We start from the raw sequence: 14,000 nt of genomic DNA, 5'->3' as shown, positions 1-14,000 counted from the left end.
AACAGGACCGCCGTCTTCCCCTGTTTCGTCGACGAAACAGGGCCAAACGCCCGCTCACAACGTCTCGGGGGCTAGATCCAGGACTCCAGGCGCATGACGTTCTGCCAGTAGGGGTACGGCACCTGCATGCCGGTCCACAGCGGGTAGAAGATCGCCGACACCGCGAGGATCACGAGCAGGACGGCGAGGATGCCCGCGACGACGAGGCCGCGCTCGCGGCGACGCCCCTCGGTGCGTTCGAGGGCCACCACCATCGGGTAGACCAGGGTCAGCACCACCCACGGCGTGAACGCGATCGTGTAGAAGGTGAAGATCGTGCGGTCGCTGAACGGCGGCGCGTACGCGAACCACGGCAGCCAGCCGGCGGCCGTACCGCTGAGCACGGCGACGGCGCGCCAGTCGCGGAAGCGGATCCCCAGCCAGATCGTCGCGACGATCGCGAGCGCCGCCAGCAGCCACAGGAGCGGGTTGCCGAGCGACGTGACGGCGCGGGCGCACGCATCCACGGCGTCGGACGGGCAGGTGCCCTCGCCGGGCTGCTGCTTCTCCCAGAAGAACGACGTGGGGCGCCACTGCACGATCCAGCCCAGCGGGTGCGACGCGTACGGGTGGTCGGAGGAGAGGCCCGTGTGGAAGTCCCACATCTGCCGGTGGTACTCGAGCAGGCTGCGCAGCGGGTCGGGCAGCCAGGTGACTCCCTCGCCGGGATGCTCCGCGGCCCACTGCCGCAGGTACGAGCCGGCGTGCGTGAACCACGACCACCACGACGCGAGGTACACGACGAACGCCGTGGGCACGATCGTGAGGAAAGCCGGCACGGCGTCCACGACCAGGGAGTCCTCCCACCAGCGGCCGACGCCGGCCGCGCGGCGCGCCGCCAGGTCCCACAGCACGGTGAGGATGCCGAAGACGGCGACGAACCACAGCCCGGACCACTTGGTGCCGCACGCGAGCCCGAGGCTGACGCCGGCGGCGAGTCGCCACCAGCGGAACCCGAGCCGCGGGCCGTAGCGCGCCACGGTGCCGCCCGCGTCGAGGATCTCCGCGACGCGGCCGGCGAGCCGCCGCCGGGCCTGCTCCCGGTCCATGACCAGGCAGCCGAACGCGACAAGCACCCACAGCATGAGGAACTGGTCGAGCAACGCCGTCCGGGAGTGCACGATCGCCTCGCCGTCGATCGCCATGAGCAGGCCCGCGGCGACGCCCATCGCCGACGACGCGAAGAGGCGGCGCGCGATCCGGACCAGGAGGAACACGGCGAGGATGCCGACGACGGCGCTCGCGAGCCGCCACGCGAACGAGCTGGTGGCGCCGCCGCCCGCCTCCATGCCGAGCCAGATCATCCACTTGCCGATCGGGGGGTGGACGACGTAGGCCGTCTTGTCGAGGTAGGTGAGCACGTCGCCGGCCTCGAACGCCGGGTTCGGCTCGTCGGGCCACTGCGCCTCGAAGCCCAGCCGGCCCAGCGTGAACGCGTCCTTGACGTAGTACGTCTCGTCGAACACGAGCTGGTGCGGCTGGCCCAGGTTCCACAGCCGCGTCGCGGCGGCGAGCAGCGTCACGACGATCGTGCCGAACCAGCCCCAGAACCGGTCGCGGCGGCGCAGGTCGAGCCGCACCCGCCGCTCGCCGAGCAGCCGGTCCAGCAGGCGCGCCTGCGTGGAGCGGGGGTCGGGCGCCTCCTCCGGGACCGGCGGGAACGCCGCCGCCGGGCCGCCCGGGAACGCCGGCGGAAGGCCACCGGCGCCGTCGTGGCCGCGGGCGCCGGGGTCGGGGGCGTCGGCGACGGGGACCTCGGGGCCGGGGAGCGGGGAGTCGGCCGCGCGATGGCGGCCGTGGTCCGGCGGCGTGCCCGCGGGCGCGGGATCGCCGGTGGCTGTGGCGTCGGCGTCGGGGGCGGTCACCCGGGTCATCGTAGGGGGCGTGGGACGCTGGTCACCATGACCGCCGAGCATTCCGTCGCACCCGCCGACGCACCCCGTCCCGTCCCGCGCGCCGAGGCCGGGGCGGTCGTGCTGGCCGCGACGCCGATCGGGAACGCCGAGGACGCGTCGCCGCGGCTGCGCCGGCTGCTCGCCGAGGCGGACGTCGTCGCGGCCGAGGACACGCGCCGGCTGCACGCCCTCGCCCAGCGCCTCGGGGTGACGGTCGGGGGGCGGGTCACGTCGTACCACGAGCACAACGAGGCGGCGCGCGCCGACGAGCTGCTCGACGTCGTCGCCGACGGCGGCACCGTGCTCGTGGTGTCCGACGCGGGCATGCCCGCCGTGTCCGACCCGGGCTACCGCGTCGTGGCCCGCGCCGTCGAGCGCGGCGAGCGCGTCACGGCTGCGCCGGGCCCGTCGGCGGTGCTGACCGCTCTCGCGCTGTCCGGGCTGCCGACGGACCGGTTCACCTTCGACGGCTTCGTCCCGCGCAAGCCGGGGGAGCGGTCGCGGTGGCTGGGGGCGCTCGCGGCCGAGCCGCGCACGATGGTCTTCTTCGAGGCGCCGCACCGCATCGCCGACACCCTGCGCGCGATGGCGGACGCGTTCGGCGGGGACCGGCCCGTCGCGGTGTGCCGGGAGCTGACCAAGACCTACGAGGAGGTGCTGCGCGGGCCGCTCGCCGACGTCGTCGCCGAGGTGGACGCCCGCGCGGCCGACGGCGACGGCCTGCGCGGCGAGATCTGCGTCGTCGTCGGCGGGGCCCCGGCCGGCGCCGCGCCCAGCGTCGAGGACCTCGTGCCCGAGGTGCTGGCACGCGTCGCGGCGGGGGAGCGGCTCAAGGCCGCCGTCGCCGACGTCGCGACCGCCGCCGGCGTGCCCAAGCGCGACCTCTACGCCGCCGCCCTCGCCGCGAGGTAGTACGGACGGCCTCGCGGTAGTCCGACACTCCCCGAAGTAGTGGTCCAGTCCACTACCTCGGCGAGTGTCGAACTACCTCGCGGTGGAGGGGACCAGCCCGACGCCCGCCGCTGCCAGCTCGGCGCGGGCCTGCTCGCCCTGCTCGGGGCTGACGGGGATGGTGAGGTCGGTGAGCACCCGCGTGACGAGGCCCAGCCCGACGGCGTCGAGAGCGGTGCGCTTCACGCAGTGCGACTCGACCAGGCCGACGACGTCGACCGCCTCCACGCGGGCGTCGCTCAGGGCCTGCGCCAGCGTGCGGCCCGCGTCGTCGGTGCCCTCGAACCCGGAGTAGCCGTGGGCGTACTGACCCTTCTTCACGGAGACGTCGGGGTGCAGGCCGGCGAGGGCCGGGTGCAGCTCCGCGTTCGGCGTGCCGGCGATGCCGTGCGGCGGCCAGGAGTCGACGAAGTCGGGGTGGTCGCTGAAGTGGTCGCCCGGGTCGACGTGCCAGTCCTGCGTGGTCACGACGATCTCGTACCGGTCGCGGTGCGCGGCGACGTAGGCCGCGACGTCCGCGGCGACCCGGTTGCCGCCGTCGACGGCGAGCTCGCCGCCCTCGCAGAACGTGGGCTGGACGTCGACGACGATCAGGGCGCGGCCCGCGGACGCGGGGACGGTGCTCTCGGTCATGGCACCCACCCTGCCACCGCTCGGACCTCGCCCGGGCGCGGCCCCGGGAGTCAGCAGTACCCGCCGCCGGAGGAGTCGGGGCAGTACAGCGGCTGCACGGCCATCGTGCCGGCGACGGGGCGACCCAGCTCGTGCGCCAGCGACGGGGCCGGGGAGTGCGGCGGGAGGTCTCGCGGGCGCTCGAGCGGGGACACCTTCTCGCCGCGCCGGAGCAGGAGTCGCAGGCGTTCCGTGATCGACATGGCAGTCTCCCTTGACCGTCTCTTGGGGTGATCATGCCAGCGTCGGGACGCGGTGTCGACGGTGCCGGTCGACGGACGGACGCGGGCCGCCGCAGGATGGAGGCATGGCCGGGCACCTGCGCCGCCGCACGGCGGGCGTCGCCACCGTCGTGGGGCTGCTCCTCGCGGCGGTCGCGTGCAGCCCGGCCGAGGACGGCGGGTCGCCGTCGGCCTCGACCTCCACCCCTGCGCCGACCTCGGCGTCGCCGCAGCCCGCCCCCGACGTGTCGGTCGAGACGGTCGTCGACGGGCTCCCGGTGCCCTGGGGCCTGGCCACGCTGCCGGACGGCACGCTGCTGATCAGCCTGCGCGACGAGGCGCGGCTGGTGGTCGTGGACCCCGACGCCGGCACGACGACGGAGGTCGCCGGGCCGGGCGCGGAGACCCTCGTCGCGCAGACCACGCCCGACGGCGAGGGCGGCCTGCTGGGCGTGGCCCGCGACCCGGCGTCGGGCGACGTCTTCGTCTACCGCACGGGCGCCGACGACAACGCGGTGCTGCGCGGCACGCTGGACGGGACGACGCTCGGCGAGCTCACGACCGTCCTCGGCGGCATCCCCCGCGCCGGGCACCACGACGGCGGCGGTCTGGCGTTCGGGCCGGACGGGTTCCTGTACGTCGGCACGGGCGACGCGGGGGACGGGGCGGCGTCGCAGGACCCGGGGTCGCTGGGCGGCAAGATCCTGCGCGTCACGCCGGACGGCGACCCGGCGCCGGGCAACCCCGACCCCGGCTCCCCGGTCTGGACACTCGGCCACCGCAACGTCCAGGGCCTGGGGTGGGACGCGTCGGGCCGGATGGTCGCGGGCGAGTTCGGGCAGAACACCTGGGACGAGCTCAACGTGATCGAGCCGGGCGGCAACTACGGGTGGCCCGACGTCGAGGGCCCGGGGACCGAGGGGCAGGAGACCGCCGGCACCGTGGTCCCCGTCGCCTGGTGGTCCACGGCGGATGCGTCGCCGTCCGGCCTGGCCGTCACCGACGACGCCGTCTACCTCGCGGGCCTGCGCGGCGAACGCCTCTGGCGGGTGCCGCTGGGAGACCCGCTCGGGGAACCCCAGGCGCTGCTCACCGGCGAGCTGGGCCGGCTCCGCAACGTCGCGCCCGTCGTCCGCGGCGGCGGCGACGCGGACGGGCTGTGGGTGCTGACCAACAACACCGACGGCCGCGGGTCCCCGCGCGACGGCGACGACCGCCTGGTGCGCGTGACCTTCCGCTGACGTTCCGCGGACCAGGCTCGCGGTGCGGGACGGCACGGACGCCGTCGCGGACCGGACCCTAGAATCGCGGGCGTGACCCACATCCTCTCCGCCGTGGCCTGGCCCTACGCCAACGGCCCGCGGCACATCGGCCATGTCGCCGGCTTCGGCGTTCCCTCCGACGTCTTCAGCCGGCACATGCGCATGGCGGGTCACGACGTGCTGATGGTGTCCGGCACCGACGAGCACGGGACGCCGATCCTCGTGCAGGCGGAGCAGGAGGGGGTCACCCCCCAGCAGCTCGCGGACCGCTACAACCGCGTCATCGTCGAGGACCTCACCTCGCTCGGCCTGTCCTACGACCTGTTCACCCGCACGACGACGCGCAACCACTACGCCGTCGTGCAGGAGATGTTCCGCACGGTGCACAAGAACGGCTACATGGTCGAGAAGACCACGATGGGCGCGATCTCCCCGTCCACCGGCCGCACGCTGCCCGACCGCTTCATCGAGGGCACCTGCCCCATCTGCGGGTACGACGGCGCGCGCGGCGACCAGTGCGACAACTGCGGCAACCAGCTGGACCCGATCGACCTGATCAACCCGCGCAGCCGCATCAACGGGGAGACGCCGAAGTTCGTCGAGTCGAACCACTTCTTCCTCGACCTGCCGGCGCTCGCCGACGCGCTGGGGGACTGGTTGCGCACCCGCACGGGCTGGCGGCCCAACGTGCTGAACTTCAGCCTCAACCTGCTCGACGACGTGCGCCCGCGCGCCATGACGCGCGACATCGACTGGGGCATCCCGGTGCCGCTGGAGGGCTGGGAGCAGAACCCGACCAAGCGGCTGTACGTGTGGTTCGACGCCGTCATCGGGTACCTGTCCGCGTCGATCGAGTGGGCCCGCCGCACGGGCGACCCGGAGGCGTGGCGCGCGTTCTGGACCGAGGAGACCGCGCGCTCCTTCTACTTCATGGGCAAGGACAACATCACGTTCCACTCCCAGATCTGGCCGGCGGAGCTGCTGGCCTACGACGGGAAGGGCACGCGCGGCGGGGCGCCGGGCCCGTACGGGACGCTGCAGCTGCCCACCGAGGTGGTCAGCTCGGAGTTCCTCAACGTGGAGGGCCAGAAGTTCTCGAGCTCGCGCGGCGTGGTCATCTACGTCCGCGACATGCTCGCGCGCTACCAGCCCGACGCGTTCCGCTACTACGTGGCGGCCGCCGGCCCGGAGAGCCAGGACGTCGACTTCACGTGGGACAGCTTCCTGCGCCGCACCAACGACGAGCTCGTCGCGGGCTGGGGCAACCTCGTCAACCGCACCGCGAGCATGGTGCACAAGAACTTCGGGCAGGTCCCGACGCCGGGCGAGCTGACCGACGTCGACCGCGGCGTCCTGGCCGCGACGTCCGCGGCGTTCGGCACGGTGGGCGGGCTCATCGAGTCCAACCGTCAGCGGGCGGCGGTCGCCGAGGCCATGCGCGTCGTCGGCGACGTCAACCGGTACGTGTCCGAGACCGAGCCGTGGAAGCTCAAGACGGACCCCGACCGCCTCGCCACGGTGCTGCACACGGTCACGCAGGCGGTGAGCGACTGCAACACCCTGCTCAGCCCGTTCCTGCCGCACTCGGCGCAGCAGGTGCACGAGACGTTCGGCGGCACCGGGACGTTCGCGCCCCAGCCGCGCATCGACGAGGTCACCGACCTGGACGACGACTCGCGCACCTACCCGGTGATCACCGGCGACTACCGGGGCGAGGACGGGTTCCCGGCGTGGGAGTCGCGCCCCGTCGTGCCGGGCACCGGGGTCGCGAAGCCCGCCCCCGTGTTCACCAAGCTCGACGACTCGATCGTCGAGGAGGAGCTGGAGCGGCTGCGCGCGAAGGCGTGACGCGGGTCGCCGCCGGGGCGCAACTACGATGGGCACCATGCCGGAGCCCGCGACCTTCTACCTGACGACGCCGATCTACTACGTCAACGACGCCCCCCACATCGGGCACGCGTACACGACGGTCGCGGCCGACGTCGTCACCCGCTGGCACCGCCAGCGCCAGGAGGACGTCTGGTTCCTCACCGGCACCGACGAGCACGGCGAGAAGGTGCTGCGCACCGCCGAGGCGAACGGCGTCAGCCCGCAGGAGTGGGCCGACCGCCTCGTCGAGTCGGCGTGGAAGCCCGTGCTGGAGACGCTCGACGTGCGCAACGACGACTTCATCCGCACCACGCAGGAGCGGCACGAGACCGCGGTACAGACCTTCCTGCAGGACCTGTACGACAAGGGCGAGATCTACTCCGGCTCGTACGAGGGCCCGTACTGCGTGGGCTGCGAGGAGTACAAGCTCCCGGGCGACCTGGTCGACGGCACCGGCGAGCACGAGGGCCAGAAGCTGTGCCCCATCCACCTCAAGCCGGTGGAGATGCTCGCGGAGGAGAACTACTTCTTCCGGATGAGCGCGTACGCGGACCGCCTCCTCGCGCTGTACGAGGACCACCCCGAGTTCGTGCAGCCGGCCAGCGCCCGCAACGAGGTCATCGGCTTCGTCAAGCAGGGCCTGCAGGACCTGTCGATCTCGCGGTCCACGTTCGACTGGGGCATCCCGATCCCGTGGGACGACAAGCACGTGCTGTACGTGTGGTTCGACGCGCTGCTCAACTACGCCACGGCCGTCGGCTACGGCGCCGACGACGAGGCGGCGCGGGACAAGTTCGCGCGGACGTGGCCGGCCGACGTGCACCTGGTCGGCAAGGACATCCTGCGGTTCCACGCCGTCATCTGGCCGGCGATGCTCATGGCGGCCGGGCTGCCGCTGCCGAAGCGCGTCTTCGCGCACGGCTGGCTGCTGGTGGGCGGCGAGAAGATGAGCAAGTCGCGCCTGACCGGCATCGCGCCCGCCGACATCATCGACACGTTCGGCTCGGACGCGTTCCGCTACTACTTCATGCGGACCATCGCGTTCGGCGGCGACGGCTCGTTCTCCTGGGAGGACATGGTCGCGCGCTACCACGGCGAGCTCGCCAACGGGTTCGGCAACCTCGCGTCGCGCACGGCCGCGATGATCGGCAAGTACTTCGGCGGCACGCTGCCGACCCCCGGCCCGGCCACCGACCTCGAGACGAACCTCGAGGCGGTCGCCGCGAAGGCCGTCGCCGACGCCGAGGCCGCCATCGACCGGCTGGCGATCCACGACGCCGTCGGCGCCGCCTGGACGCTCGTCGACGCGACCAACGTCTACCTCACCGAGACGCAGCCCTGGAAGGTCGCGAAGGCGGACGGCGAGACCGACGAGGACGGCCGCGGCGTCGACGGCGGCCGGCTCGCGACGTCCCTCGTGACCGCCGCGGAGGCGCTGCGCTCGCTCGCCGTGCTGCTCAACCCGGTGACGCCGAAGGCTGCCCAGGCGCTGTGGGAGGCGCTGGGCGCCGAGCCCGCGCTGGGCGCGCTCGACGCGCAGCCGGTCGCGGGCGCGGCCACGTTCGGGGCCCTGCCCGCGGGGACCACCGTGACGAAGGGCGCCGCGCTCTTCCCGCGTCTCGCCGACGACGCCTGATCGTGGCCCGCAAGCGCGAGCGCGGGTTCCCGACGGACCCGGAGCCCCTGCCCGTCCCGGTCGCGGACAACCACACGCACCTCGACGCGATCGCGGGCGTGCTCCCGGACGACGTCCCGTCGCCCAGCGTCGCCGAGCACCTCGCCCGCGCGGGGGCGGCCGGCGTGGACCGGGTCGTGCAGGTGGGCTGCGACCTGCCCGGCATCGACTGGACCGTCGACCTGCTCGGCGCGGGCCACCCGGGCGTGCTCGCCGCCGTGGCGATCCACCCCAACGAGGCCGTGCTGCACGCCGGCGTGCGGGAGGTGGGCCCGGACGGCCTCGAGCCCGACCCGGCGCCGCACCACGCCGTCCCCCTCGACGACGCGCTCGCCCGCGTGGCGCAGGCGGCGCGGTCGCACGACCGCGTGCGCGCGATCGGGGAGACGGGGATGGACCTGTTCCGCACCGGCCCCCGCGGCGAGGCGGTGCAGCGCGAGGCGTTCCGCGCGCACGTCGCCCTGGCCAAGGAGCTCGGCCTGGCGCTGCAGATCCACGACCGGGACGCGCACGCCCAGGTGATCGACGTGCTGCTGGCCGACGGCGCCCCGGAGCGCACGGTGTTCCACTGCTACTCCGGCGACGAGGAGATGGCCACCCTGGCCGCGGAGCACGGCTGGTTCCTGTCCTTCGCCGGCCCGGTGACGTACCCGAAGAACGACCACCTGCGGGCGGCGCTGCGCGCCGTGCCGCTGGACCTGGTGCTGGTCGAGACGGACGCGCCCTACCTGCCGCCGCACCCGTACCGCGGGCAGCCGAACGCCCCGTACGTCGCGGCGCACACCGTGCGGGCGATGGCCGAGGTGCTCGAGCGCCCGCTGGACGAGGTGTGCCGGTCGCTCTCGGCGACGTCCGAGCGCGTGTACGGCGCGTGGTGAGGGGGCCGGTGAGGGGCCGGTGAGCGGTCGGGGGCTTCCCCCCTGGTCACGGTTCCGTTACGGTCTGGTGCTCGTGCGGAGATCGAGGGCGGAGCGGGCGTCGGACGAGTCGACGGCCGGTCGGTCGACCCCGCGCCGCGGGGCGCTCACGGGCCCCGCGCGGCACGTCGTGCACGGTGCGGTCGTGGTCGCGCTGGTGGGCAGCACCGCCGTCGTCGCGCACGCGCACAAGTCCGTGACCATCGACTACGACGGCCGCGTCGCGACCGTCGACGCGTACGGCACCACCGTCGCCGAGGTGCTGCGCTCCCACCACATCACCCCCGGCCCGGACGACCTGGTCCAGCCCGCGGTGACGTCGGCCGCCAAGGACGGCGGCGAGGTCGTCGTGCGCTCCAGCCGCGAGGTGACCGTGGAGATCGACGGCGAGGTCACGACCTTCCCGACGACGGCGCACACGGTGGGGGAGCTGCTGGCCGCGCTCGGCCCGCGCGGCGACAAGGCGGTGACGTCGGCGTCGCGCACCGCCCCGCTGGACCGCGCCCCCGTCCGCGTCTCGACGATGAAGACGGTGCAGGTGGCCGTGGACGGCCTCGTGCTGCCGATCCGCACGACGCAGGCCACGGTCCGCGACGTCCTGGCGACGGCGCACATCACCCTCGGTGAGCAGGACCGCACGTCGGTGCCGCTCGGCGCGGCGGCCGTCGACGGCATGGTCGTGATGGTCAGCCGCGGCGACACGGACGCCGACCGGGTCACCGAGGTCGTCCCGTTCGAGACGGAGCGGGTCGAGTCCGCCGAGCTGCCGAAGGGCTACGAGGTGGTCCGCACCTCGGGCGTCCCGGGAGAGCGCGTGACCACCTACGAGGTACGCACGCTCGACGGCGCCGAGGTGCAGCGGACCGTGCTGGACCGCAAGGTGACGCGCGAGCCCGTGACCGAGGTGATCGTCGTGGGCACGCTCGACGTCTCGTCGGCGAACCCGGACCCGGGGTCCGCGAAGGCGATCGGCAAGGCGATGGCGGCCGAGCGGGGCTGGGGCGCCGACCAGTACGTCTGCCTCGAGAAGCTGTGGGACAAGGAGTCCGGCTGGCGCTGGAACGCGGAGAACCCGTCCAGCGGGGCGTACGGCATCCCGCAGGCCCTGCCTGGCACCAAGATGGCGTCCGCCGGCGCGGACTGGCGCACCAACCCGTCGACCCAGATCGAGTGGGGTCTGGGCTACATCGCGGGCCGCTACGGGACCCCGTGCGGGGCGTGGAGCCACTCGATGTCGGTCGGCTGGTACTGACCCTCGTCGCGTGACGGTCCGCGTGTGAGTCGGGTCACCTCGCTCGTCCCGACTTTTCGGACAGCGAGGGACAGAGGCGGGCATCAGTAGCGCATCCGGGCTTGGCCGATAGTCACGATCCGGTTACGGTCTTCGGAGCCACCGGATCGACCCGGACCCGACAGCCAGTCGGGCACCCGCCGTCGTGGCCGGATCGCACGACGACTGGACCTGTGTGAACTCCTCGAACGAGACTCCCCATCCCTCGGCCGAGTCGACGCTTGAGGCGTCCGACTCCGGCACCGCGACCGCGACCCGTCGCCGCCGCCTCCCGCTGATCGCGGGCCTCGCGGCAGGCGCCCTCGTCGTCGCCGGCGGGGCGGCCACCGCCTACGCCAGCGCGCACAAGAACGTGACGCTCGACATCGACGGCGAGACGAAGACCGTCCAGACCTTCTCCGGCTCCGTCGCCGGCCTGCTCGACGCCCAGGGCGTCGAGGTCGGCGAGCGCGACTCCGTCACCCCCGGCACCGACGCCGCGCTGCGCGACGGCTCCCAGGTCGTGGTGCGGACCGGCCACGAGCTCACGGTCGACGTCGACGGCCAGCAGGACGACGTGTGGGTCACCGCGCTCGACGCCGAGGAGGCGCTCCGCGGCCTCGACGCGCGCGGCTCCGACGTCTCCCTCGTCGCGTCCCGCTCCGGCGACCGCGCGTCGCTGCCCCTGCAGCTCGACGCCGACCAGCCGGTCGCCGTGGTCGCCGACGGCACCACCACGGTGGTCGACGACGGCTCCGTCGGCCTCGACGCGATCCTCCAGGGCCTCGGCCTCACCGTCGACAAGGACGACCACGTCTTCGTCGAGAGCCAGCCGGCCAAGGCCGTGGGTGACCCCGCGGTGCGCATCGTCATCGAGCGCGTCGAGACCAAGAAGGTCGCCAAGAAGGTCGCGGTCGACCACAAGTCGCGCACGGAGAAGGACTCCGACCGTTACGCCGACCTGGGCAGCAAGATCACCCAGGCGGGCAAGGACGGCGAGCGGACCCTCACCTACCGCGTGACCACCGTCGACGGCAAGGTCGTCGCGAAGAAGAAGCTCTCCGACAAGGTGACGACCAAGCCGGTCACGGAGGTCGTCGTCGAGGGCACCAAGGCTCGTCCCGAGCCGGAGCCCGAGCCGAAGACGACGTCGAGCAGCTCGTCCTCGTCCTCCTCGTCCTCCAGCGGCTCGACGACGCCCAGCAAGGACCTCGGCTCGGCGCCGGCCGGCGTGTGGGCCCAGCTCGCCCAGTGCGAGTCCGGCGGCAACCCCGCCACGAACACCGGCAACGGCTACTACGGCCTGTACCAGTTCTCGCTGCAGACGTGGCAGGCGATGGGCGGCAGCGGCCTCCCGTCGGAGAACACCGCCGCGGAGCAGACCCGGATCGCCCAGAAGCTCCAGGCCCAGTCGGGCTGGGGCCAGTGGCCCGGCTGCGCGGCCAAGCTCGGCCTGCTCTGACCCGAGCCGCCGCACCGGCCGCCTGAGCGCGACGACCGCCCGGACCGACCCCGTCGGTCCGGGCGGTCGTGCGTCGGGACGGTCGACGGGCGTGTGTCGGGGCTGTGGGGAGGGCGTGGAGTCCGTCAACGGGCGCCCGCAGGATTAGGTTCTTCATAACGAGTCGGTTACGGTCGGGTGTCCCGCATGCGAGTGCCACCGTTCAGGTGTATGCGCCGCGGCGGGCGGACCGCCGGATCGGTGGGTCGGACTCCGCGCCTCCAGGCGGGGAGGCCGGAGGCAGGCGCCGAGCGCCGCCCCGGCGTGTGACGGGTCGTCCAGGCCCGCCACCGACGACCGTGCCCGGACAGCACGACGACTGGACTCTCGTGACCCGCAGCCCCCAGACCTCGCCCACGCCTGCCGTGCCGGCCGACGACACCACCGCGACCGGCCCGACCCGCGCCCGCCGCCGCTGGCCCTTCGTGGCCGCCGCGACCGCGGCCGCCGTCGCCGTCGCGGGCGGCGCCGTCGCCTACGCGGACGCCCGCAAGACCGTCACGCTCGACGTGGACGGCGACGTGCGCACGGTGACCTCCTACTCCGACTCCGTCGACGACCTGCTCGGCTCGCAGGGCGTCACGGTCGACGACCGCGACCTCGTGACGCCCGCCGCGGGCTCCGACCTCGAGGACGGCGCCGACATCGTCGTCCGCACCGGCAAGGAGCTCGACCTCCAGGTGGACGGCAAGCGCACCGACGCCTGGGTCACCGCCCTGGACGCCGCCGAGGCGCTCGACACCCTGACCGCCCGCGGCCCCGACGTGCGCATCGTCGCCTCCCGCGACGGCGAGCGCGCCTCGCTGCCCGTGGACGTCGACACCGACGGCCCCGTGGCCGTGGTCCACGACGGCTCCGCGGACGTCGTCGAGGGCGCCGACGACGTCGAGGCCGTCCTGGCCGAGGCGGACGTGAAGCTCGGCGACAAGGACCGCGTGCACGTCACCGACGCCGCCAACGGCGAGGTGAAGAAGCACGTCGCGACCGCCGTGGCGCAGGAGCAGAAGCAGGCGGCCAAGGCCGGCGAGAAGGCCGGCGAGAAGGCCGGCACGGCCGGCGCGACGGTCGAGCAGGCCGCGGCGCAGGCCCCCGCCGCTCCGCAGGTCGCCGTCGTCGTGCAGCGCGTCGAGACCAAGAAGGTCACGACCACCAGGGCCGTCGACCACAAGACCGTGACCAAGAAGTCGGCTTCCCGGTACTCGGACCTCGACGCGAAGGTCGCGACGAAGGGCAAGGACGGCGAGCGAACGATCGTCAACCAGGTCACGACCGTCGACGGCAAGGTCGTCAAGAAGACCAAGGTGTCGGACAAGATCACGACCAAGCCCGTGACCGGCGTGCTCGTCAAGGGCACCAAGGAGCGCCCCGAGCCGGAGCCGAAGGAGCCGACGTACTCCGGCTCGACCCGGTCGATCGGCCAGCAGATGGCGGCCGCGCGCGGCTGGTCCGGCTCGCAGTGGACGTGCCTCGAGTCGCTGTGGACCAAGGAGTCGGGCTGGAACGCCTCGGCGGCCAACCCGTCGTCCGGCGCCTACGGCATCCCGCAGGCGCTGCCCGGCTCGAAGATGGCGACCGCGGGCTCCGACTGGGCGACCAACCCGGCCACCCAGATCGAGTGGGGCCTCGACTACATCTCCGGCCGCTACGGCACCCCGTGCGGTGCGTGGGGCCACTCGCAGTCCGTCGGCTGGTACTGAGTCGGTCCGGGGACACCGGACCGAACGGACC

11 protein-coding genes are annotated in these 14,000 nt (G+C 73.6%); 8 read left to right on the top strand and 3 right to left on the bottom strand.

What is annotated here, in order from left to right:
• Positions 1-71: 71 nt before the first annotated feature.
• Positions 72-1,904, bottom strand: a complete 1,833-nt coding sequence (locus ACFWDO_RS15320; protein ID WP_380324246.1) for a phospholipid carrier-dependent glycosyltransferase — start codon at positions 1,902-1,904, stop codon at positions 72-74.
• Between the two features lie 36 nt (positions 1,905-1,940).
• Here ACFWDO_RS15320 and rsmI point away from each other — a divergent pair, with 36 nt between their 5' ends.
• Positions 1,941-2,846: a 16S rRNA (cytidine(1402)-2'-O)-methyltransferase gene (gene rsmI / locus ACFWDO_RS15315; RefSeq protein ID WP_380324249.1), complete on the top strand. Its 906-nt coding sequence runs from the start codon at positions 1,941-1,943 to the stop codon at positions 2,844-2,846.
• A gap of 72 nt (positions 2,847-2,918) precedes the next feature.
• Here rsmI and ACFWDO_RS15310 read toward each other — a convergent pair whose 3' ends face one another.
• Both ACFWDO_RS15310 and ACFWDO_RS15305 read right to left on the bottom strand, forming a co-directional pair.
• The gene (locus ACFWDO_RS15310; protein WP_380324252.1) at positions 2,919-3,518 is read right to left on the bottom strand and encodes an isochorismatase family protein; all 600 of its coding nucleotides are present in this window, start codon (positions 3,516-3,518) and stop codon (positions 2,919-2,921) included.
• Positions 3,519-3,568: 50 nt separating this feature from the next.
• Positions 3,569-3,760, bottom strand: a complete 192-nt coding sequence (locus ACFWDO_RS15305) for a hypothetical protein (protein ID WP_380324255.1) — start codon at positions 3,758-3,760, stop codon at positions 3,569-3,571.
• Positions 3,761-3,864: 104 nt separating this feature from the next.
• Between ACFWDO_RS15305 and ACFWDO_RS15300 the strand changes: the two genes are divergently transcribed.
• The 7 genes from ACFWDO_RS15300 (at position 3,865) to ACFWDO_RS15270 (ending at position 13,969) form a co-directional block, all read left to right on the top strand.
• Positions 3,865-5,019, top strand: coding sequence for a PQQ-dependent sugar dehydrogenase (locus ACFWDO_RS15300; protein WP_380324258.1), 1,155 nt, complete (start codon positions 3,865-3,867; stop codon positions 5,017-5,019).
• Positions 5,020-5,091: 72 nt separating this feature from the next.
• Positions 5,092-6,888, top strand: coding sequence for a methionine--tRNA ligase (metG, locus tag ACFWDO_RS15295; RefSeq protein WP_380324261.1), 1,797 nt, complete (start codon positions 5,092-5,094; stop codon positions 6,886-6,888).
• A gap of 37 nt (positions 6,889-6,925) precedes the next feature.
• On the top strand, positions 6,926-8,545 hold the full coding sequence (gene metG / locus ACFWDO_RS15290) for a methionine--tRNA ligase (protein WP_380324264.1): 1,620 nt from the start codon (positions 6,926-6,928) through the stop codon (positions 8,543-8,545).
• 2 nt (positions 8,546-8,547) lie between these two features.
• The gene (locus ACFWDO_RS15285) at positions 8,548-9,462 is read left to right on the top strand and encodes a TatD family hydrolase (protein ID WP_380324267.1); all 915 of its coding nucleotides are present in this window, start codon (positions 8,548-8,550) and stop codon (positions 9,460-9,462) included.
• Positions 9,463-9,535: 73 nt separating this feature from the next.
• The gene (locus ACFWDO_RS15280) at positions 9,536-10,753 is read left to right on the top strand and encodes a ubiquitin-like domain-containing protein (RefSeq protein ID WP_380324270.1); all 1,218 of its coding nucleotides are present in this window, start codon (positions 9,536-9,538) and stop codon (positions 10,751-10,753) included.
• 184 nt (positions 10,754-10,937) lie between these two features.
• Positions 10,938-12,233: a transglycosylase family protein gene (locus ACFWDO_RS15275; RefSeq protein ID WP_380324273.1), complete on the top strand. Its 1,296-nt coding sequence runs from the start codon at positions 10,938-10,940 to the stop codon at positions 12,231-12,233.
• 368 nt (positions 12,234-12,601) lie between these two features.
• Complete coding sequence (locus ACFWDO_RS15270; protein ID WP_380325896.1) at positions 12,602-13,969, top strand: G5 domain-containing protein; 1,368 nt, start codon at positions 12,602-12,604, stop codon at positions 13,967-13,969.
• The last annotated feature ends 31 nt before the right edge of the window (positions 13,970-14,000 follow it).

The sequence above is a fragment of the Isoptericola sp. NPDC060185 genome (assembly GCF_042728595.1).
In the GTDB taxonomy this organism is placed as follows: domain Bacteria; phylum Actinomycetota; class Actinomycetes; order Actinomycetales; family Cellulomonadaceae; genus Isoptericola.
Note: the sequence above shows the minus strand (reverse complement) of the source record. Positions and strands in the feature narration are given on the sequence as shown.